Raw genomic sequence first — 21332 nt, forward strand, 5'->3', positions numbered from 1 at the left:
ACTGTATTTCTATAAATACAAAAGTCTTTCGTCGTTTCTTTACTAGTTAAGTATATCACATCCAAGAATGGAGTCAAGAAAAAAGATGAAAACACCTGAGATGTTTTCATCCTTTAGAATTATTTTTCTTGTTTACGGCTAGTCCATAGAGCAGCTACCCCTAGGAACATTCCAAGAACTGTCATGAAAATAGACTGCTCGCTTCCTGTATTTGGTAAGAGCTTCTCTGAAACTTGCGTCTTATCATCAGAATTAAGAGTAGGATTGACTGCCCCAGCAGGTTTGTCGATAGGCTTATCTGCATTCAAAGGTTTTACAACATTCTCTTCTGTCTTCAGAGGCTTGTCCGTAAACTGACTTGCCACCTGGTAGGTGAGTTTCCCAGTATTCACTTGAGGTTGCAAGGTTTTTTCTTCCTTAGGAGTAACCTTTCCGATTTCTCCTACAGGAGTTTCCTTTTGTTTCTCTTCTTCTAGTTTGAAGGTTTTTGAATCTACAGAAATAGTTCGAGAATTTGGATTGATCTTTTCATATGCATTTAAATCTGCAGTCTTTAGGTAGTCCTCAAAAGCAGCATCCATTGAAGGTCCTTCTTCTCTCGCACCACCAAGCATGGTGTAACCATCACCACCAGCGGCCAAGAAGTCGTTTGTTGTTAGATAGTAGATTTTTGCTAAGTCTAATCTATCATAAAGACCAGTCATACGATTCTTAACCTGAACAGCTAAAATACGTTTCCCAGAAGGTAGATTTGTGTCATAGTATACTTTGACACCAGAGACTTGTAAAAATCCACCGCTTGGTTCTAGCAACGGTTGCCCATTTTCGTCTAAGACAGTTTTTCCTGCTTTATCCACCTGCAAAATAGATCCGAGTGATTTTTCAAACATATCTAGAACTTGCTGACCAGTTACTTGAATTTGAGAGATGGTGTTTCCAAATGGCAAGACTGCAATGACATTTCCTTTTGTAATTGGTTTGTCTTTAGCAATTGTCTCACGCAATCCCCCACCATTTGTCACAGCGATATCTGTTGGATGACTAAATCCTGTTTGACCATACTGGTAGAGAGAATCTGCGACGACATTTCCAAGGTTTGTCTCGCGGACACGGACATTTTCACGGTCACCGTTTAATTCAACAGGACTGTTAGACACAACCTCAACTGCATTTTCTGCATCATACTTTGCCTTAATATCTTTAACTAAACTAGCAACTTTTGGATTTGCTTCTAATTTTTTGGCTTCAGCAGCAGTAATTTGAGTTGGATTGCCCAAAAGCTGACGAGATTTATAAGTAATTTTACCAACGTTATGGAGATAACTTCCAGTTTGGTTGTAAGTCACATTATCTCCGTAAGTAGTTGATTCTACTGTATGAGAGTGACCATCAATGACTGTTACACGTTTCCCCTTCAAAAGAGGGTTCTTAGACAGGGCTTCTGCTAGTGTTGAGCCACGCCAAGCTACTGGCGTTGTTGTGTCAACACCCAAGTGGGCTAAGACTACATAATGCTTATAATCCTTACCTTCCGCCTTAGCCTTGGCTTGAACTTCTTCAACGACCTTATTAACCTCTTCGATTGGCTCAGTAAAGGTTACTCCTTTAACATTTTTAGGGTGAGTTTTCGTTGCCGTCTCCGGCGTTGTCACACCTATCACTACAAACTCATCGCCTTCAACATCCTTATTCTTGTCAACAATAGTCGAAGCTTGGAAGAGACGAGCTCCATCTACATAAGTATTTGAGCTTAACAAGGGGAATTTCAAAATTTCTTTGTATTTTTTAGCTTCATCAAGTCCGAAATCAAACTCGTGATTTCCTACAGACATGGCATCATACTGCATCTGATTGAGAATTTCAGCACGTGCTTCACCCTTCGTAGAGTTGGAAATCGGTAAACCTTGGAAGGCATCTCCCGCATCAACAACTAGAGTATTTTGATTTGATTTCGCGCGTTCCTGCTCAATGACAGTCGCTAACTTAGCATCACCAATTACTCCCTTCTCCTCTACAATACGACCATGGACATCATTGGTGTGTAAGATAACAGTGTCCTTTTCTTCGCTTTTAGGAGATTCAGCAGGAGCTGACGGAGCTTCTGCAGGTGCAATCGCTTCTGAAGTTACCGAAGTTTCCGGTACCGCAGGGCTCTCAACAGGAGCTAGAGTCGCCAACGGAGCTGGAGTTGCTGCGACAGCTGAACTTTCTGCAGGAGTTGTTGCTTCTTCAGCGTATACTTGTCCAGCTAAAAAGGCTGGAGCTAACAGGGCTGTCGACAAGACAGGTAACAAAGAACGTTTGTTCATTTTAAAATCTCTTTCTTTTCTTTTTATCTTTTATATTATACGCTATTTCTAAAAATTTTGAAACTTTTGACCTATTTACATCTTAAATATTCGCCATTTAAACAAAAAAGCTTGGATTAAAATCCCAAACTTTTAGCTCATTTTATTGAAAATCTTTGATGTTACCATCGTAATCCGCCCAATCTTGGCTAAAGAAGCGGTCATTCATTTGGTAACTAGGTGCTGTTGTTGGATTACTTAAAAAAGGATTTACAACCTTATCAAACGCCAGCCAGCCTAACCAACCAATATGAATCGTATCCTTAACAAAGTAAGGATCTCCTCCATTTTTTGAGAAATCAGCAATATTGGTGAATCCTTGACTTTCCAGCTGGTAACGAATTTTTTCGACAGAATGTTGATACATTTCCTCACTCAGTCCAGTATAATCCATCCATTTTTTATTGACAGGTTGAAAGACAAAGAGCACATTCACCTTGGACTTGGCAAATTGATCGAGCACTAGCTGCAAATCATTGTACTCAGAAGACTTGAGAAAGTTGTAATTCTTTTGATACCCTTCCCACTTTTTCAAATCTTTCTTTATCTGAGTATTGTAAAAATGGTTCTCCATTCCCAAATCATTATTGGTTGTATTTTCTTCACCCTCTTTTCGAGCGATATTTTCCAATTCTTCATAAGAAAATTGATCTGGGAGACTGCTCAAAAATTTTTCAATATGATCTTTATACTCTAATCGACCTCGAATCAAGAATTGCCCAAAAAGAGCAGCTTGTTTTTCATTGAACTCTGCAGAAGCTGTAATAATTGAATGATTAAAGTCCGACAATTGCTCGTTCTTAGCTAACTTCTCAACAATCCCCTTCATCGGTACGCTTGGATTCTGCTTCAAGAGTCTATTAGCTGCATACTGAGCGGCCAAATCCCCAGATTGATTTTCCAAGAAGGCAGTCAACTGATCATTGTTAAAATAAGTTTGAAAAATAGTCGGGTCATGATCCTCTTTTGTAAACCACTGTGGAGAGATTACAAATACCGCTTGTTTGTTTTCAAGTTCAGACGTAATCTGTTGCATCCCAAAATACTGACTGAGTGAAGCGGCCCCTGCCTGCCCCATAAAATAAGGTCGGTAGGAGCGATTGTACTTTTCAGCTAATACTCCTGGATGCATGTTGTCGAAACGAATCCATTCACTTGATCCAAAGAAAGGAACAAAACGCATGTCAGGGTCTGTAAGAGCTCTTACTTTTTGACTTCTCTCCTTAAAGCTCTCTGCACTTACAGAAGCCGCAGAGTATTTCTCCTCCGTCAGATTATGGCTTTTTGTACTTGGATAAAAAAAGATTAGTAGAAGAACCAACATTCCCGCTACAAATATAGGCCCAAAGATTAACCACAGGCGTTTAAGCATTCTTTAACTCCGTAATCCCTGCTACGATTTTATTAGCTGTATTCCAGTCATCACGACCAAATTCTGTAACCGGGACACGAATATCAAAGCGATTTTCGATTTCCACGATTAATTCAACTGTTCCCATGCTATCCAAGACACCAGCATCAAAAAGATCCTCATCCATCATGTCAGAAACATCTTCCATAAACAATTCATCAATAATTTCAATAACTTCTGATTTGATATCCATTTTTAATTCCTTTTATTTTTTAAACCATAAATCATTCAAAAATCCAGAGAAGATTAAGAATGAGACCATCACGACATGGAAGGTGACTACCATGCCAAGCAACTGAACCCAACGATTCTCAGGCAAGGGAGCTTGCCCTGCTTTCTTTCGTTCCTTATTGAGTGTTTTTTTCTTACGAACCCAAGCATCATTAATCACTAAACCTAACCCATGAAAGAGTCCGTAGGCGATGTAAAACCATGTTATTCCATGCCAGAATCCCATAAGGAGCATGTTCAGGATATAGGCGACACTTGAGGTCACATTTCGATTATTAAACAATTTCTTTCTCGTCATCACCATGACCATACGCATAAAGACAAAGTCACGAAACCAGAAAGATAAACTCATGTGCCAGCGATTCCAAAACTCTTTCAAATCCCTTGATAAGAAGGGTTTGTTGAAGTTGATCGGACTACGGATCCCCATCAGATTTGAAATAGCTATAGCAAACATGGAATAACCCGCAAAGTCAAAAAAGAGTTCCAAACCAAATGTGTACATGATAGCCACTAAATAATAGTTAAAGACGCCACCTGTTTGTAAAGCTAAATTCTTTAGCGGTGGTAATAAAATCTCGCCTAAAATATGAGCTAGGATAAATTTATACAGAAATCCCCACATGATATACCGAACGGACTCGGCTAGCATATCTAGCAACTCATCGCGCTCTGGTATCGTCCTATAATTTTCATTAAAACGTTTGAAGCGATCAATTGGACCACTTGAAAATGTCGGCATAAAGAGGAGAAAACGCAAGTATTCCCTCATCTTCAATTCCTTAATGACTCCATCTCTGAGTTCGATAATAACTCCTACCGAACGGAAAGTCAGATAAGAAATTCCGATAAAACCTAACAAGGACTGTGTGCCATTAATAGCTGGCTGTACCTTGACAAAGATGATAGAAAGCAAAGATAACAGACTAACGAGATAGAAAGTCCATTTCCCGTCTTTAGTTTTTCGATACTGCTTGTAAAAAAGAACCAGTACAATTTGCCATATTAGATAAATCCCTAAGGCGACTAATTGATTGGTCTTGCCCCCCGTTAACATGGTGACAATAAAGAAGAGACTAACCAATATTTCATACCAGGCAAAACGTTTTTTGAAAAAAAGACCGATAAAGATTGGCAAGGTGGCAGTAATCACATACAAAAAGTACTGCAGATTCCCATACGGCTCAATATGAGGGAGCTGTTTCAAAAACTCGATCATCGGTTGTTAACCTCACTAATCAACCCTTTGATGTCGATTTTCCCGTTTGGAGTTAGCGGTAAACTATCACGGTAAAGGAATTTTGAAGGCATCATATAAGACATCATAATATCCTCCAGGTCTTCCTTGATAGCTTTGGTAATATCGATGTCGCGCTCAAATTGTTCTTTGACGCCATCTTTTAAGATAACATAGGCCAAAAGATTTTGAACCTTGTGATCTTTATTGTATCGCGGTACTGCAACAGCCGAGTCGATGTACTGAGATTTGTTCAAATTTTGAGAAACATCTTCTAGCTCAATACGGTAGCCGTTAAACTTGATCTGGAAGTCCATACGACCACCATAGAGAAGAAGACCTTCGTCTGTCATGGTTCCAACATCTCCCGTATGGTAGGCTGGAAGCCCTTCAAATTCGAAAAAGGCTTCTGCTGTTTTCTCTGGATTATTCATATAACCTTTTGAAACAGCCGGTCCAGACACGATGATCTCTCCTTGCTCTCCATTTGGCAATTTGTTTCCTTCTTCATCAATGATAAAGGTTGGAGAATCTTCTTTGGTATAACCAATTGGCAAGCGTTTAAGAGTCGCTAGCATCTCATCTGTAATAGCGACTGCTGACAAAGCAACCGTTGCTTCCGTTGGACCGTAAGCATTGATAATGCGCGCATTCGGGAAACGTTCGCGCAGTTTTTGAGCCGTTTTAACGGTCAACTCTTCCCCATCAAAGTAGAAATGGGTAATTCCTGGCATCTTTTCAGCATTGAAATCTTCAGACAGCATGGCCATATCTGCAAAAGATGGCGTTGAAGTCCAGATCGCAATCGGAAGAGAAAAGATGGTCGCAAAGAGTTGTTTAAAGTCTTGAGTGATGGCAGATGGAAGAGCAAAAAGCGTTCCTCCAAGAGCCAAAGTTGGTGCCCAGTACATAACAGATAAGTCAAAGGAATAGGGCGGTTGCGCCAACATTTGCGGACGCTCTGGCGTCGCAAATTCCTTGTCTGTAACCATCCAGTTGGTGAAGCTGAGCAAGTTATCATGCGAAATTTGTACCCCTTTTGGTTTCCCAGTTGTCCCTGAAGTAAAGATGATGTAGTAGTTATCATCCCCTTTGACCGGATGTTGCAAATCATAGGCATGCTGAGCCGCATAAGCTTCACGCACTTGCTCCAAGGACATGATTGGAGTAGCTGGGTTTTCAATTGGAAACTCATTGATGGCGATGATTAAGCTTGGCTCTGCTACTTCAACAATCGCAGACACGCGCTCCAAGGCAGAGTGGCTATCAATTGGGATATAGGCATGGCCAGATTTGGTCAAGGCCACAAAGGTTGCTAACATTTCATATTCTTGGCCACCAAAGACCACAACAGGTGACTTTTCAGGAAGTCCCATTTGGTCAAGATGGGCTGCTAAGCTATCTGAATCAGCCTTCAATTGGCCATAGGTATACTCTTCTCCAAGGACATTGTAGACAGGATAGTCTGGTTGCAGTTGGGCGTAACGCTCAATCGCCTCAAGCATATCAGTAATTGGTTGGTTTGACACGTAGGGATCTCCTTTAGAATTCATTGTAAATAAAGCCGCCTTGACCTTGACCAAGGTAACTAAAGAAGTAAAGCAAACCCAGTAAAATAATAAAATACAGGACAGTTTGTCCAAAAAAAACATAGTATGTCTTCTTTTTATTCATATTAGATTCTTTTTTGTACATTTTCATTGTATTTTCGCAAACTTACAATTCTATTTTATCTTGCTCCCATTTTACCACTTTACTTTTTCTTTTTTCAACTATTTTCTGTTTTTTAGAAGTTGATTTTAGAATATTTTAAGGAAAGCTAAGATATCGATAAAAATATTCTAAAAAAACCAGTTTCTTTGCCATCCTAAGATTGACAATTATAAATGGGACAATTTGAAAGACTTGCAAACACCCCACTCCCCCTTTAAGCATTTTTATGCTAAAATAGTAACTATGGATAAAATTATTAAAACAATATCAGAAAGTGGATCTTTTCGTGCTTATGTACTAGACAGCACGGAAACGGTCCGTACTGCTCAAGAAAAGCATCAAACCCAAGCTAGTTCAACTGTAGCGCTTGGTCGTACTTTAATTGCCAGTCAAATTCTCGCTGCCAATGAAAAAGGAAATACCAAGCTAACTGTCAAGGTTCTTGGAACGAGCTCCCTCGGTGCCATTATCACCGTCGCCGATACCAAGGGGAACGTCAAAGGCTACGTTCAAAATCCTGGCGTTGACATCAAAAAGACTGCAACTGGCGAAGTTCTAGTAGGTCCTTTTGTCGGCAATGGTCAATTTCTAGTGATTACAGACTATGGTACTGGAAATCCCTATAATTCCATGACGCCTCTCATCTCTGGAGAAATCGGTGAAGACCTGGCTTTCTACCTAACAGAAAGCCAGCAAACCCCTTCAGCTGTCGGCCTTAATGTACTTTTAGATGAAGAAGACAAGGTCAAGGTCGCAGGTGGTTTCCTGCTCCAAGTTTTACCAGGAGCCAAGGAAGAAGAAATTGCTCGCTTCGAAAAACGCATCCAAGAAATGCCAGCTATTTCTACACTTCTTGAAAGTGAGGATCACATCGAAGCTCTTCTAAAAGCTATCTACGGAGATGAATCCTACAAACGTCTGTCCGAAGAAGAAATTCGTTTCCAATGCGACTGCAGTAAAGAACGCTTTATGAACGCTCTAGCTAGCCTGCCAAGCTCTGACCTGCAAGAAATAAAGGATGAAGATCACGGAGCTGAAATTATCTGCCAATTCTGCCAAACAACTTATAACTTTGACGAGAACGACCTGGAGGAACTCATCCGTGACAAATCTTAATACGCCTTTTATGATTGGCAATGTTGAGATTCCCAATCGTACCGTTTTAGCGCCCATGGCAGGAGTAACCAACTCTGCCTTTCGTACTATCGCAAAAGAACTTGGCGCAGGTCTCGTTGTTATGGAAATGGTCTCTGACAAGGGTATCCAATACAACAACGAAAAAACTCTTCATATGCTTCATATTGATGAAGGCGAAAATCCAGTTTCTATCCAGCTCTTTGGTAGTGACGAAGATAGCCTCGCACGCGCAGCAGAATTTATCCAAGAAAATACCAAGACCGATATCGTCGATATCAACATGGGCTGCCCAGTCAATAAAATCGTGAAAAACGAGGCGGGTGCTATGTGGCTCAAAGACCCTGATAAGATATACTCTATCATCAACAAAGTCCAATCCGTCCTTGATATCCCTCTCACTGTTAAAATGCGGACAGGTTGGTCTGACCCATCCCTAGCAGTGGAGAATGCCCTCGCAGCTGAAGCTGCAGGTGTCTCTGCCCTCGCTATGCACGGACGGACCCGGGAACAAATGTATACGGGGCATGCTGATCTTGAAACCCTTCACAAGGTTGCGCAAGCTCTGAAAAAGATTCCATTCATCGCTAACGGTGACATCCGCACTGTCCAAGAAGCTAAACAGCGTATCGAAGAAGTCGGTGCTGACGCCGTTATGATTGGACGCGCAGCTATGGGAAATCCTTACCTCTTTAATCAGATCAATCACTACTTTGAAACTGGAGAAATCCTCCCTGATTTAACCTTTGAAGACAAGATGAAAATCGCCTACGAGCACTTGAAACGCTTGATTGACCTTAAAGGTGAGAATATTGCCGTTCGTGAATTCCGTGGACTGGCTCCTCACTACCTTCGAGGCACATCTGGCGCTGCTAAACTCCGTGGAGCCATTTCACAAGCTAGCACTCTGGCAGAGATTGAAGCCCTCTTGCAGTTAGACAAAGCTTAGTAAACATAATATAAAAACCCGTAACTAAAATAAATTACGGGTTTTCTTGTTGTAAGAAGAGATATTAAAACACTAAAATCTATGGTTGAACCAAAGCGACGTTAGAAACAGTTCCATCCGCTCCTGTTGTAATTTGGATGACCTTTCCTCCACCTACTTTAGCATTATATTTACCATCATCAAGAGTGTAAGAATATCCTTGAACAGAGTAGTTCTCTTTCTTTCCATCAGCAGTTTCTACTGTAAATTGGCCTCCAGATGAAACAGTGATAGTTTCTCCGTTGCCCCCTTTCCAATTACCAGCTGCTGCAGAAAAATCTCCATCAACCATTGTTAGGACGCCTTTATAACGTTTGTTGTGTTCAGCTTGCTTGTCATGAAGTTTACGATCAGTTGTTGGGTCATAGTTTGATTGAGCAGTTTGACTAGACTGACTCGCTTGTGCTTGTTGATTTGAAGTAGCTTGAGAATTATTCCCTTGGGTCGGTTGTTTGTCTTGACTTTGCTTACTGTTATCCGTTTTTTTAGTTTCTTGTCCTTGAGTGCCTGAGTTTGAACTTTGCACAGAAGCACTTGTGTTTTGTTCTGTAGTTGATGTAGTAGTTGTTGTTTTTGGTTTACTTTCTTTAGCTGAGGAACTTGCCTTACTACTAGAAGTAGCTTGAGTAGTCGTGCTCGATTTATCACTGCTAGTATTTTCTTTCTTATTTCCGCAAGCTCCCAAAAGTAGAGTTGAAGCCAATACAGTTGCTGCCATCAATTTAATAGAAGTTTTATTTTTCATATCTTACTCCTTCTGTAATATATTTGAAATATTACGAAATATTTTTGTAATGTTATTGTAGTCCTTATTTTTAAATCTGTCAATCATTTATAGCAGATTTTTAAATTTATTTTTTAGTATGTCTTTCTATACTTATTATCTCCTTTGCCCTCCTATTTTTATTATTCGCAAAAGACTTTAAAAAATAGGAAAATTTTTTCTACTGGAATCCTATATTTTATGGTGTAATCGCTTGCATTTTTTTCTTGAAGGGCTATAATAAAATTGAAATAGGATATTGGAGGTGTAGGTTTATGTCAAAGAAATATTACAAATATCTTCCTTGGTTGATTATTGGTGCTTTCTCTTCTTATGGGGTTGCTACTCATTACGCTCAAACAACATTTGATTTGTTCTACTTAACCACTATTTTTATGATTGTTTATATGTCTCTAATGTACTTACACGAACATTATTTAAAATATAAATACAAAGATTTATTCATTCGAATCATGAGCAATTCTAATAAAGATAAACATCCTTAAACAAAAAGAGGTCGGGATTTTGTCCCGACCTCGCTTTTTTATGACTAATAAGTCTTTGGCACGATGGCTGAATTGACTTTTGACACAAACTTTATTTTCTCTATTCTCAAGCTCAACCAGTCATCGGACTTGTTGAAACTTCTCAGGACTGAAACTAGGAAACCAAGATTTGGGCTATCGATGTCTGCTTCCAAGCTTTTTATTTCAATCGATAGGTTTTTCTTGGTTTCTTTTTAGGCACTCGTTTGAGCCCAACTTCTTCTATATACTCACCGTATTTTACGAGGAAGTTATTGCTGACGATTGGTCGTCCTGGGTTGATGAGATTGACTAATTCGGTTCCTTCATAGACAGTGAATTCCTCCTCTAGCAGATAGAGAAAGGTCGGATTCCAGTCAAGACGCCCTTGGATTCGTTTAATAGACTCTTGGATAATGGCATAATGGTCAAAGGCGAAGGCTTGCTCCCCCAGCTCTAGTCCCTCTAGGAAGCACTTCCCCGTCTGAAAATCAACATCGACAAAAACCACATCCTTGGCATCATCACCAGCTTGAACGAGATCAAGTGCGCGGCTAGGTAGATACACCAAGTGGGCGATAGTAACCGTCCAGCCCCGCGGATCACGACCTGGAGTAGATACTGTCATCAACTGTTCGATTTTTTCCAAAGGAAGGTCAAGGTTAACCTCCTCTCTCACTTCACGCTGACAAGCATACCTTGCATCTTCGTTCTTATCTATAAAACCACCGACCAAAGCCAAACAGTTTTGATAAGGATGGCCCTTGCGACGAATTAGCAAGAGTTTGATTTTCCCTTCCAAAAAGCAATAAGCTACCATATCCACCGTCACGCTCGGTTTTTCATACTGAGGAAGATCCTGTTTGCAGTACCAGTCTAGAAATTCCTTCTCAGTCGCATGAATCTCAAAATATTCTCTCTCTGTCATTCCAGCCGGGATTATCGTTTCAGTCAACTTATCCCTCCTTGACAGCCTTAGTCCATTGGTACCAACCGACTAGACTATTGAGGGTGTAGACCCAGTACATTCCTTGGATATGGATGTTTTCACCCCACCAGAGGTAGATACTAAAGAGATTGGTTGCAATCCAGAAAATCCACTGCTCACGGTAAAGACGTGTCATCAAGAGCTGACCAACACCATTGGTCGCATCGGTAATACTGTCACGGAAAGGACGAGCACTGCTGATACTTTGGTAGGCTAATCCCATGCCAATCCAGATGATAGCAGTCAAGGCCAAGTACTTGAGCCAATCAATCAGACCGAGTTTCTTAGCTTCAAAGTGAGAATCCTCTGGTCTTCCTTGCTCATTGATCCGATTAGACAACCAAGTATAGAGACCAATAGGCTGCATGACAAAGAAATAAACTGTTGTCAAAACTTCACCGTAGAAAGTCGCATTCATAGCTAGGACCAAATAGATTGCAGAGTTAATAGCTCCAAAAAGGTAGTTACTAGCTCGACCTTCAGCTACTAAGATAACGCAGACAATTCCTGTCCAAGAGGCCAAGAGACCAATCCAGTCATGACTTTCTGTGTTTTGTGTAAACTCCAGAATAAGAGGAACACTTGATAAAGCAATCAAATAGATCCACTGGAAAAGACTACGGCCCACAAAGAGGTCTTTCCAAATCAAACGCATAATTCCTGCAAAACCAATTTTACGAGCTTCTGCGTGAACATTTTTAAAGTTTTCAATAAATCGTGTGATTTTTTCAGTTATTTTTTTCATTTTCTTCTCCTAATCTGCTTGGTAAATGGCATCAATAGCTATTTTTGCTACTTCATAATTTCCTAAATAGTCATCAGCTAGATAAACATGAGGGATATTGGCTAGATATTGCTCCCTCATCCTATCCAAATGCTGAGAAAAACTGTGACGGATATGGTCTTCTGCCATGGTCATGTCGCGAAAACCATCATTGACATAAGAGCCAATAGGTTGCACAAAGAGGATTAAATCCCACTTTTCCTTGGCTAAGATGGAAACAAAGAGATTATCAAAGGTCTCTACGGACAAGTCCTCCTGCTCTTCGCTTTCCATGTAGTAATCGTAGTAGCCCTTGGTTACTAGTGAGTTAGTATCTGCAATGACTAGGCCTCGATTGGCATTGCTATCGATTAACTTGGAAGTTTGATCATATTGGCCCAAAAGAAGGTAATAATAATCTTTGGGGATAAGCTCATCATCTCGGACATTATTTTTTATCTGATACTCACGAGCATACTCCAGACTGACTGGCGCATCATAAAAGCGAGCTAAATCCTTGGCTAGAGTTGTTTTACCATTACTCGCACTTCCCATAATCAACACTTTTTTCGTAAACTGACGGCGGAAAGGTTGAGCGATATATTTCCAATATTTGCTTGGATTTTCTCGAATCATGGTAGCCGAAATTCCAAATTTTCTTTCCTGTAGAACAGTCTCGAAACCACGTTCTGACAATTCTTGTTGGTATTCGGACTCTCCTACAAAAAAGATTAGTTCCTCACCAGTCTGGTCATAGGAAATGGCCTGCAACATCTGTTCCAACCACTCCTGCCAGCCCATTGGATAGCGTGGAATATTGGTTTCGTCAAGTTTACAAACAGAGGTCAACTCATCATCTCGAAATGCTTCACGAATATAGCGAAACCTCTTTTGTAGTGTAAGTCCAACCTCTTCACCACGATCTCCCTCATAACCTGAAACCACCACCCATACAGCATCGCATTGTCGTTTTGCTCTTTGGATTAAATCAATATGCCCCTGATGCAAGGGAGCAAAGGTTCCAAAAACCACTGCTATCTTTTTTTTCAAGTCTTTTCAACCTTTTTATAAATTTTTATATTTTATATCATACTACTCCTTCTATTGTTCGTCAACACTTTTTTATTATTTTTTATAAAAATATTTTCTACATGATAGGATTTTTTTCTTGATATACAAAACTTGATCAGTAGAAATTCGTTTTTAAATTCCTTAAACTAAATGCAACATCCAAATGCTTATTTAAGTAACAACATTCCAAAAAAAAAAAGAGGCTGAAACAATCTGTTCCAACCTCACATTTTTATACAATCTCAAATTTTAACTGACCAGCTTTAACCCCAATCTTCAGAGTCTTGCCAGCTTCCAATTCACCTTTAAGAAGGAGTTCTGCAAGTTTGTCCTCCACTTCAGTTTGTAGAGTTCTACGTAGTGGACGAGCTCCCATCTCTGGATCATAACCATGTTGGGCTAAAAGTTTTAGAGCAGATGCTTGAAGTTTTAAGTCTACCCCTTTTTCTGCCAAGCTTGCAATCAAAGGTTTGACCATAATCTTAACCACTTCCTGCATATCTTGATTTGACAAGCTGTGGAAGACCACCTTTTCGTCAATACGGTTGATAAACTCTGGACGATAAGCTTTTTTCAACTCTTCAAACATACGTTTTTCCATATTTTCCTGGTCAAAACGAATATCTCGAGCTCCAAAACCGACTGTCTTATCATCACGAAGGGAAGTCGCACCAAGGTTTGATGTCATAATAATGATGGTATTTGAGAAGTCAACTTTGCGTCCCTTGCTATCTGTTAGAACCCCATCGTCCAAGACTTGTAAGAGGACATTAAAGATGTCTGGATGGGCCTTCTCTACTTCATCAAAGAGCAGAACAGAGTATGGCTTATTACGGACTTTTTCAGTCAACTCTCCGCCTTCTTCGTAGCCTACATAACCTGGAGGAGCACCATTGAGACGGCTAGCCGCAAATTTCTCCATGTATTCACTCATGTCAAAGCGGATAAGGGCAGATTCATCATCAAAGAGGACCTCTGCCAAGGCCTTAGCTAACTCTGTCTTACCGACACCAGTTGGTCCTAAGAACATAAAGGAACCAATCGGACGTTTGTTATTGCGAATACCAGATTGATTACGACGAATAGCTCGGCTAATACTTGAGACCGCCTGTTCTTGTCCAATAACACGCTTGTGGAGTTCAGCCTCCAAATTAAGGTACTTCTTAGCATCGGTTTGAGTTAATTTTTGAACTGGGATTCCTGACAAACGACTGAGTGTTGTCAAGATATCAGACTCGGTTACAGAGTCTTTGTAGACAGGTAATTCCTGTTCTTTTGCAATGAGTTGAGCTGCCTGCTTCCATTTACCATCCATCAGAGCCTTATCAGCCGCAGACAAGCCCGACTCATCATTTTTCCCATATTTCGACTTGTTCTGAACAGTGGCAGCCGCTTCGTCCAAAAGATCAATAGCAGAGTCTGGTAAATGACGGCTGGTTAGGTAACGATGAGCCATTTTGACAGCTGTATCGACTGCATCATCTGTAATTTGAACATGATGGTGTTTTTCATAAGTTGATTTCAAACCTTGTAAGATTTCAATACTATCTGCTAGATTTGGCTCCTCAATAGTTACTTTGGCAAATCGACGAGAAAGGGCTGCGTCTTTTTCAATATGTTTTTGATATTCTTCCTGGGTTGTAGCTCCGACAGTTCTCAGAGTCCCACGCGCCAAGGCAGGTTTTAAGATGTTAGCTGCATCCAAGGTCGAATCAATACCGCTACCCGATCCCATGATGGTATGGAGCTCATCGATAAAGAGAATAACCTGACCATCTTCCTCAATGTCTTTAATGATGTTGTTCATGCGCTCTTCAAAATCACCACGGAAACGTGTCCCTGCAACCACATTCATCAAATCGAGTTCTAAGACTCGCATCTTAGCCATTTCAACCGGTACATCCCCACTAGCAATTCGCTGAGCTAGTCCAAGTGCCAGAGCTGTTTTACCAACACCTGCGTCACCAACTAGTACAGGATTATTCTTTGTCTTCCGACTCAAGATTTGAATCATGCGAGAAATTTCTTGATCACGACCGATGACTGGTTCCAATTTGCCAGAACGAGCTTGTTCCGTAAGGTCATGAGTATAATCCTCCAAGCCACCACTCGGATTTTGAGGCATTCCCATCATATTAGCCATAGAATTTTGCTTATCTGCTACTGAACGATGACGTTGACGAAGAGCCTTCAAATCTTCTCTAGTCCATCCAGCACGCGCTTCAAGTTTGCGACGAAGTCCAGCAATCTTAACCTGGTCCTTCTTGTCTTCGTAAGAAAATCCAGATTGCTCTAGGATACGAGTAGCTAAGGCATTCCCATCATGCAAAATAGCATAGAGAACATGTTCAGTTCCCAAAACTTTTGCATGCACTACAGAAGCAATATGTTCAGCCTCTAGAAACAAAACTTTCAAACGGTGTGAAAAAGAAAACTCCTGATACTCTTCTTTATCGCCGTGCTTTGCCTCTGTCAGTTCTGCCGCAACTTCCTCCAAACGATCAATTTCATATGGAAATTCATTTAAGGTCGCCCCAGCTACACTGTAATTATGATTTGCCATTGCAATCAAAAGGTGCCAAGACTCTAAGTATTCTGCCTCATAATGACTTGCTACTAGAAAGGCACTGTCTATACATTCTTTTAATGCTTTTGAATATTTCATGTGGTCTTATTTTCCTTTTCTATCTACCTCTTGTAGTAACTGCTTAAGCATATTAGCACGGATTTGATTTGCTTCCTCACCTAAAATACGGTCTGGAGCCATAGCTACTAATAAATTCATCTCTTGGCGGGTCAAGAGTTCTTGTTCGACTAAGAGCCTTAAGACATCTTCAAAGATGACTTGGTTAACCTCATCATCCACTGAATACAACAAATCACGAAGCATATCATGATGGTTAGAGAATTCAATTCGACCAATGCGAATATAGCCCCCGCCACCACGTTTGCTCTCAACTAAATAGCCTCTACTCTCTGTAAAACGAGTCTTAATCACATAGTTAATCTGGCTAGGTACGACTTGAAAGGTATCCGCTAATTGGCTTCGTTGTAATTCAACCATACCCGACTGCTCCAGAATAGCCTTGATATAAGCTTCTATATGGTCTGATGTATTTTTAAATTTCATAGCACTCTACCTCTTTCTTTAAACCTTGACTATCTTTGACTATTATACCGAATTTTTCGATTTTTTTAAAGAAAAAAGAGAGCAAGTAAAGAATAAACTTCACCCACTCTCTATATTTCTAATTATTTAAGCCTAATTCCGCTAATATCTGGCGTTTATAGGCAATTTTTTGAACTTCCTTGTCTTCGCCTTCAGACCAGTCGAGTTTGATTTCAGAAACAATCTGACCAGGGCGATTTTTCAAGATATAGATGCGATCACTGAGATTAAGTGCCTCTTCGATACTATGCGTGATGATGAGCGTCGTCAGGCCTAGCTGTTTATGAATATCCAGATACCAGGCATGAAGTTCCATCTTAGTCATCTCATCCAAAGCGCTAAAGGCTTCGTCTAGAAGAAAGAGCTTATGCCCGAAAAGGTAGGTACGGAGTAAAGCAACACGCTGGCGCATCCCACCACTGAGTTCATGAGGGTACTTGTCCCTTACAGCCGTCAACTGAAAGGTAGCAAGAATTTCATCTGCTTTGGCAATGGCTTCTGCCTTGTCCACCTTTTGGATCAAGAGGGGCAAAATGATATTGCCAAGAACTGTCTTATGTTCTAGGAGTAAATCCTTTTGGAGCATGTAGCTCACGCGCCCCTTGGGATTTTCCTCACCTTCAAGAATGATTCGTCCAGACTGGACTTCTAAAATTCCTGCAATCAGATTAAAGAGAGTGGTCTTTCCGACACCACTGGGGCCTAGGATAGAGACCACTTCACCTGAAGTCACCCGCAGGTTAATATCCTCTAAAATCTTTTCATTATCGTAGGCATAGCTTACGTGTTCTAGTCTAATTTCTGTCATTATTTTACAAATTCGTTAGTAAATCCTTTATCAGTCAAGTCTTCCTTGAGGATACCATTTTCTTTATCCCATTTGTAGAAGGCATTCCAGCGATCAGCGTCAAATTGTCCCCATTTTTCCTTGTCACTAGCATATTCTTTTGACAAGTATTTTTGAGATTCGATGACAAAGTCACGTTTATCTTTGAGTTCCGGGGCATTCTTGATCAAGATATCAGCCGCTTCTTCTGGGTGATCCATAGCGTATTGATAACCTTTTTTGATGGCTTGGATAACTTTACGAGCTTCTTCTTTGTTGTCTTTTAGATAGTCGTTGTTTGCGATGATCACTGGTGAGTAGTAGTCAAACTCTTTTACATAGTCTTTCAAATACATGAAGTTGGCATCAACACCTTGCGATTTAGCAAGAATACCATCCCAACCGTAGTAAATCCATGCAGCGTCAAAAACGCCATTGGCAATCGGTGTGATCGAGTTTGAATCGTTGTTTGGTACTTTTTCAATCTTCTCAAAGTCACCACCTTGAGATTCTACCAAGGTTTTCAGCATCGCAAGCTCAGTTGGGTCATTCCAGGTTCCGTATTTCTTACCAACCAAGTCTTTTGGACTGTTGATGTTGTCAGACTTACGAGAGATGATCCCTGATGTATTGTGCTCAACGATCGCTGCAACGGCAGTGATAGCTGCTCCTTTTTCCAATTTTTTAGCCATGTAATCTTGAAAATAGATAGCAAATGGCGCCTTACCATTGATAACCAAGTCAGATGAACTTTCTTCTGGTGGCAATTTCAAATCAACATCCACTCCAGCTTCTTTGAAATAACCCTTTTCTTTGGCTACATAAAGCCCTGTATGGTTGGTATTGGGTGTCCAGTCTAGGATAAAGTCAATTTTTTTGAGTTCTGCTTCTTTGTTATCCTTAGAAGCTGTTCCTTGGCCACAAGCCACAAGCACGACAGCTAGAAGAGCTGTTACAACCGTTAAAAACACTTTCCATGTTTTCTTCATTTTTATTTCCTCTTTTCTTTTTACAAAACGCTCTATTTTAAGTACGTTTCCATTTAATCACATATTTTTCACTGATATCGACTAGCTTCATACCCAGAAGACTGATCAGTGATACCAGAATAATAATAGCGAACATGGTATCATACTGAAACAGTTTTTTGGACTGAATCATATAGACACCAAGTCCTTCAAAGCCTCCCAACCACTCAGATACAACTGTTGTAATGAAAGCATAGGAGACACTGACCCTCAGACCTGCATAAAAATAGGGCAGGCTGACAGGGATTTTAAAATGCCACAGGATTTGCCAAGGATTCGCTCGCATCAAACTAAACAAGGTCAGCATGTCCTTATCACAATGCCTAAATCCATCTAGAATACTGACGATAATAGGGAAGGTTGTCGTCAAGATAATCAAGACAATCTTGGGTAAGATTCCATAACCCAACCATAAAACTAGGATAGGAGCTATGGCAATTGTCGGTATGGTCTGGACAACCACCATCATGGGGTAAATCAAGTCATTGAGCCAACTCAGACTATCCATAAGGACGGCCATAATACAGGCAATCAAGACACCCAGAACCAAACCTAGTAAGGCTACTCTTAAGGTTGCCCAACTATGGTACCAAAGAAATTCTCTGTCACGAACAAAAGACTGGAGAATCTCAAGTGGTGTCGGCAGGATAAACTTTGGTAAGAGTTTTAAGAATCCCGCCACCTGCCAAAGAGATAAGACACCCAAAAATCCTAGCAGACTAATATGCCGTCTCATTATACTTTTCAAGTTTCTCATCGATGCTTAAAATCTCTCCTATATTTATTTTCACATTGGCAAAAACATTGTCTGCCCCTTGACCAGCTACCTCCAACGCTTCTTTAAGAATACACATGAGTTCATCAAACTCTCCCTCTAAAACTGTTTCAAAGGGTGTCACCACCATGGTTACTCCTTGAGCTTGCAGATAGGCAATGACTTGATCGATAAGAGCTATGCGGTCAATCCCTTGTGATAGGGGCAAGACTTGTAAAGCAATGCTTGCTTTCATTAAAACCTCCTTCTAAGTTACAGTTTTTCTTTGTAAAAAAAGAAAAACCTCTTTCATATATGAAAAAGGTGCAGAATTCGGCTAAGTATCGTTCCCTACGCTGGCATTACCCAGATCAGGTGCGGTCGAAGTTTAACACTTCCTCTCAGACTGTACACAGACTCCCATATATTATATGGATATATGATAGCCTAATAATGGCCTAATGTCAAGGTTTCTGCTCATATAAAAAGAGGCGTTCATTCGCCTCTTACTCTAATCTTATTTGCAATTTCGGTCATTTTATTTACAGCATAGGCGCAAATAACTGTGTCACTTCTTTTATCAACATTTGATACCAAGTAGGATTTATGGTGTCAGAGAAGATTTCTTGAGATTGTTCAAAAATATTTTCAAAATCCTTGTGAATATCTGCTATTGACTCTGTCTTGTACAGTAATACTGCATTTTCATAGTGGTGAACCAAACTACGATAATCTAAGTTAATCGTACCTACAGCTGCAAACCGACCATCAACAATGATTTGTTTACTATGAATAAATCCAGGAGTATATTCGTAAATACGTACCCCAGCTGATAAAAGATCTGGATAAGCACCTCTTGTTACAAGCTGAATGAGCTTCTTATCTGGTATATAGGGGGTAACTATTCGTACATCTACACCACGCATAGCTGCATTTTTAATATCCTCCGTCAAATCATAATCAATGATTAAGTAGGGAGTAGTGATATATACGAAATCTGTTGCTTGATTAATCAAGTTTTGATAAACTATTTTCCCTACCTTAGATTTATAGATTGGCTTTGGTCCGCTTCCATAAGGAATGCACAAACCAGGAGCCGGAACAGCTTGATGCTCTATACGATATTGATCAAAATTACTAATATCTCCACCGTTAATATACCAGTTCATAAGAAATAGTCTTGTAAAAGCTTGAACAGCCGGACCATCTATCCTAATGCCGCTATCTTTCCAATAACCAAAGCGTTCAATATGATTGATGTATTCATCAGCTAGATTGATTCCCCCAGTATAAGCAATCTGTCCATCAATCACCAAGATTTTACGGTGATCTCGGTTATTATAAGTTACTGTCATTCGAGGAATTACTTTGTTAAACTTATGAGTCTCAATCCCTTTAGATCTCAAACGTACTGTATAATCTCCTGGCAAAGTAACCATACAGCCAATATCATCGTAGAGCATCTTGATTTCAACACCTTGAGCAGCCTTTTCTTCGAGAATCTCACGTATGCTGTCCCACATCACCCCTTCGTCAACTATGTAGTACTCAAGAAAAATGAAGTTTTCTGCACTTCTTAAGTCCTCTAACATTTGCTGCCACATATCTTCACCAGAAGAAAAAAACTTAGAAGCAGTTTGGTCATAGACCTCTGAGTTACTATCCATACTCAGCAAAGATTTTATAATACCATAAGCGGACTTATCCCGATCTTCTAACTGGTGATGGAGGTTGTTACCAGTATCCTCATGAAATGCGATAACATTTAACTCCTGAAGCTGTTTCAATTCCTTTTTTGATAATCTTCTCTCACCAAACATGATATAAAGCAGTGGACCAAATACCGGAAAAAAAGCAACTAAAAGCCAGGTAACCTTGCTCTCTGGTGACATATTCCGATTGACAATCGATAAGATTGTCGCCACACTTATCAAAACAACAAGAATAATCCAAACATATGGTACTATCTGACTTAAGAATAAAAACAAACCAAAAATCAGAATTAATTCTATCAGTATGATTGTAATGCTAAAACCATACTTTGACATCAATAATCGAAATTTCCTAAAACCCATAACTTACACTCATTTACAACATAATCTGTCATTTACAATTTTTAAAAACAACTATTAATTACTAGTATACCTTAGTTAAGGTAAAGATAGCAACTATTTTTAAGAAATTAAGAATTTAAAAAAAGAAAGTATAATGAAAATAAAAAAGACCTTCTTGGTCTACTTAATAAGCAATATCAATCGGGAAGACAGGATTCGAACCTGCGACACCTTGGTCCCAAACCAAGTACTCTACCAAGCTGAGCTACTTCCCGAAGTAAATAAAAAAATGCACCCTAGAGGAGTCGAACCTCTAACCGCCTGATTCGT

20 protein-coding genes and 1 tRNA gene are annotated in these 21332 nt (G+C 40.0%); 3 read left to right on the forward strand and 18 right to left on the reverse strand.

Annotation, left to right across the window (positions count from 1 at the left end):
- Nucleotides 1-119 precede the first annotated feature (119 nt).
- From nt5e to FN031_RS08535, 6 genes are all read right to left on the reverse strand, one after another.
- Nucleotides 120-2309, reverse strand: a complete 2190-nt coding sequence (gene nt5e, locus FN031_RS08510; protein WP_142559340.1) for a cell surface ecto-5'-nucleotidase Nt5e — start codon at nt 2307-2309, stop codon at nt 120-122.
- A gap of 142 nt (nt 2310-2451) precedes the next feature.
- A complete protein-coding gene (gene dltD, locus FN031_RS08515; RefSeq protein WP_142559342.1) occupies nt 2452-3720 on the reverse strand; it encodes a D-alanyl-lipoteichoic acid biosynthesis protein DltD in 1269 nt (422 codons plus the stop codon).
- The gene (dltC, locus tag FN031_RS08520; RefSeq protein WP_000351968.1) at nt 3713-3952 is read right to left on the reverse strand and encodes a D-alanine--poly(phosphoribitol) ligase subunit DltC; all 240 of its coding nucleotides are present in this window, start codon (nt 3950-3952) and stop codon (nt 3713-3715) included. Before dltC ends, dltD begins: the two co-directional genes overlap by 8 nt.
- Before the next feature lie 12 nt (nt 3953-3964).
- Nucleotides 3965-5209, reverse strand: coding sequence for a D-alanyl-lipoteichoic acid biosynthesis protein DltB (gene dltB, locus FN031_RS08525; protein WP_142559344.1), 1245 nt, complete (start codon nt 5207-5209; stop codon nt 3965-3967).
- On the reverse strand, nt 5206-6756 hold the full coding sequence (gene dltA, locus FN031_RS08530) for a D-alanine--poly(phosphoribitol) ligase subunit DltA (protein ID WP_142559346.1): 1551 nt from the start codon (nt 6754-6756) through the stop codon (nt 5206-5208). The genes dltB and dltA overlap by 4 nt, the downstream gene beginning before the upstream one ends.
- Before the next feature lie 13 nt (nt 6757-6769).
- Nucleotides 6770-6901 (reverse strand): teichoic acid D-Ala incorporation-associated protein DltX, encoded by a 132-nt coding sequence (locus tag FN031_RS08535; protein ID WP_142559348.1) that lies wholly within the window; start codon nt 6899-6901, stop codon nt 6770-6772.
- Between the two features lie 282 nt (nt 6902-7183).
- Between FN031_RS08535 and hslO the strand changes: the two genes are divergently transcribed.
- Together hslO and dusB are read left to right on the forward strand one after the other, a co-directional pair.
- On the forward strand, nt 7184-8056 hold the full coding sequence (gene hslO, locus FN031_RS08540; protein WP_142559350.1) for an Hsp33 family molecular chaperone HslO: 873 nt from the start codon (nt 7184-7186) through the stop codon (nt 8054-8056).
- Nucleotides 8043-9023 (forward strand): tRNA dihydrouridine synthase DusB, encoded by a 981-nt coding sequence (gene dusB / locus FN031_RS08545; protein WP_185928468.1) that lies wholly within the window; start codon nt 8043-8045, stop codon nt 9021-9023. Before hslO ends, dusB begins: the two co-directional genes overlap by 14 nt.
- Nucleotides 9024-9102: 79 nt before the next feature.
- Here the strand turns inward: dusB and FN031_RS08550 are convergent, their stop codons facing one another.
- Nucleotides 9103-9807 carry a hypothetical protein gene (locus tag FN031_RS08550; protein ID WP_142559352.1) on the reverse strand — a complete coding sequence of 235 codons (705 nt, stop codon included), beginning with the start codon at nt 9805-9807 and terminating at the stop codon, nt 9103-9105.
- 293 nt (nt 9808-10100) lie between these two features.
- On the opposite strand from FN031_RS08550, the gene FN031_RS08555 reads away from it, so the two are divergent.
- Nucleotides 10101-10331, forward strand: coding sequence for a hypothetical protein (locus FN031_RS08555; protein WP_142559354.1), 231 nt, complete (start codon nt 10101-10103; stop codon nt 10329-10331).
- 199 nt (nt 10332-10530) lie between these two features.
- Here the strand turns inward: FN031_RS08555 and FN031_RS08560 are convergent, their stop codons facing one another.
- The 11 genes from FN031_RS08560 to FN031_RS08610 all read right to left on the reverse strand — a co-directional run bounded on the left by FN031_RS08560 (nt 10531) and on the right by FN031_RS08610 (nt 21277).
- Nucleotides 10531-11304, reverse strand: coding sequence for an NUDIX domain-containing protein (locus FN031_RS08560; protein WP_142324030.1), 774 nt, complete (start codon nt 11302-11304; stop codon nt 10531-10533).
- Between the two features lies 1 nt (nt 11305).
- Nucleotides 11306-12082, reverse strand: coding sequence for a nicotinamide riboside transporter PnuC (gene pnuC / locus FN031_RS08565; protein WP_142559356.1), 777 nt, complete (start codon nt 12080-12082; stop codon nt 11306-11308).
- A gap of 9 nt (nt 12083-12091) precedes the next feature.
- Complete coding sequence (locus FN031_RS08570) at nt 12092-13150, reverse strand: AAA family ATPase (RefSeq protein WP_142559358.1); 1059 nt, start codon at nt 13148-13150, stop codon at nt 12092-12094.
- Nucleotides 13151-13403: 253 nt separating this feature from the next.
- Nucleotides 13404-15836: an ATP-dependent Clp protease ATP-binding subunit gene (locus FN031_RS08575; RefSeq protein ID WP_142559360.1), complete on the reverse strand. Its 2433-nt coding sequence runs from the start codon at nt 15834-15836 to the stop codon at nt 13404-13406.
- A gap of 6 nt (nt 15837-15842) precedes the next feature.
- A complete protein-coding gene (locus FN031_RS08580) occupies nt 15843-16301 on the reverse strand; it encodes a CtsR family transcriptional regulator (protein WP_142559362.1) in 459 nt (152 codons plus the stop codon).
- A 118-nt stretch (nt 16302-16419) separates the two neighbouring features.
- Nucleotides 16420-17148 (reverse strand): ABC transporter ATP-binding protein, encoded by a 729-nt coding sequence (locus FN031_RS08585; RefSeq protein WP_142559364.1) that lies wholly within the window; start codon nt 17146-17148, stop codon nt 16420-16422.
- The gene (locus FN031_RS08590) at nt 17148-18155 is read right to left on the reverse strand and encodes an ABC transporter substrate-binding protein (RefSeq protein WP_142559366.1); all 1008 of its coding nucleotides are present in this window, start codon (nt 18153-18155) and stop codon (nt 17148-17150) included. The genes FN031_RS08585 and FN031_RS08590 overlap by 1 nt, the downstream gene beginning before the upstream one ends.
- Before the next feature lie 37 nt (nt 18156-18192).
- On the reverse strand, nt 18193-18951 hold the full coding sequence (locus FN031_RS08595; protein ID WP_075230334.1) for an ABC transporter permease: 759 nt from the start codon (nt 18949-18951) through the stop codon (nt 18193-18195).
- On the reverse strand, nt 18914-19204 hold the full coding sequence (locus FN031_RS08600; protein ID WP_142559368.1) for a thiamine-binding protein: 291 nt from the start codon (nt 19202-19204) through the stop codon (nt 18914-18916). Before FN031_RS08600 ends, FN031_RS08595 begins: the two co-directional genes overlap by 38 nt.
- A gap of 286 nt (nt 19205-19490) precedes the next feature.
- A complete protein-coding gene (cls, locus tag FN031_RS08605) occupies nt 19491-21023 on the reverse strand; it encodes a cardiolipin synthase (protein ID WP_142559370.1) in 1533 nt (510 codons plus the stop codon).
- Nucleotides 21024-21203: 180 nt separating this feature from the next.
- A tRNA-Pro gene (locus FN031_RS08610) sits at nt 21204-21277 on the reverse strand.
- Nucleotides 21278-21332: the final 55 nt, after the last annotated feature.

Source organism: Streptococcus mitis (assembly GCF_902159415.1).
Lineage (GTDB): Bacteria > Bacillota > Bacilli > Lactobacillales > Streptococcaceae > Streptococcus > Streptococcus mitis_BG.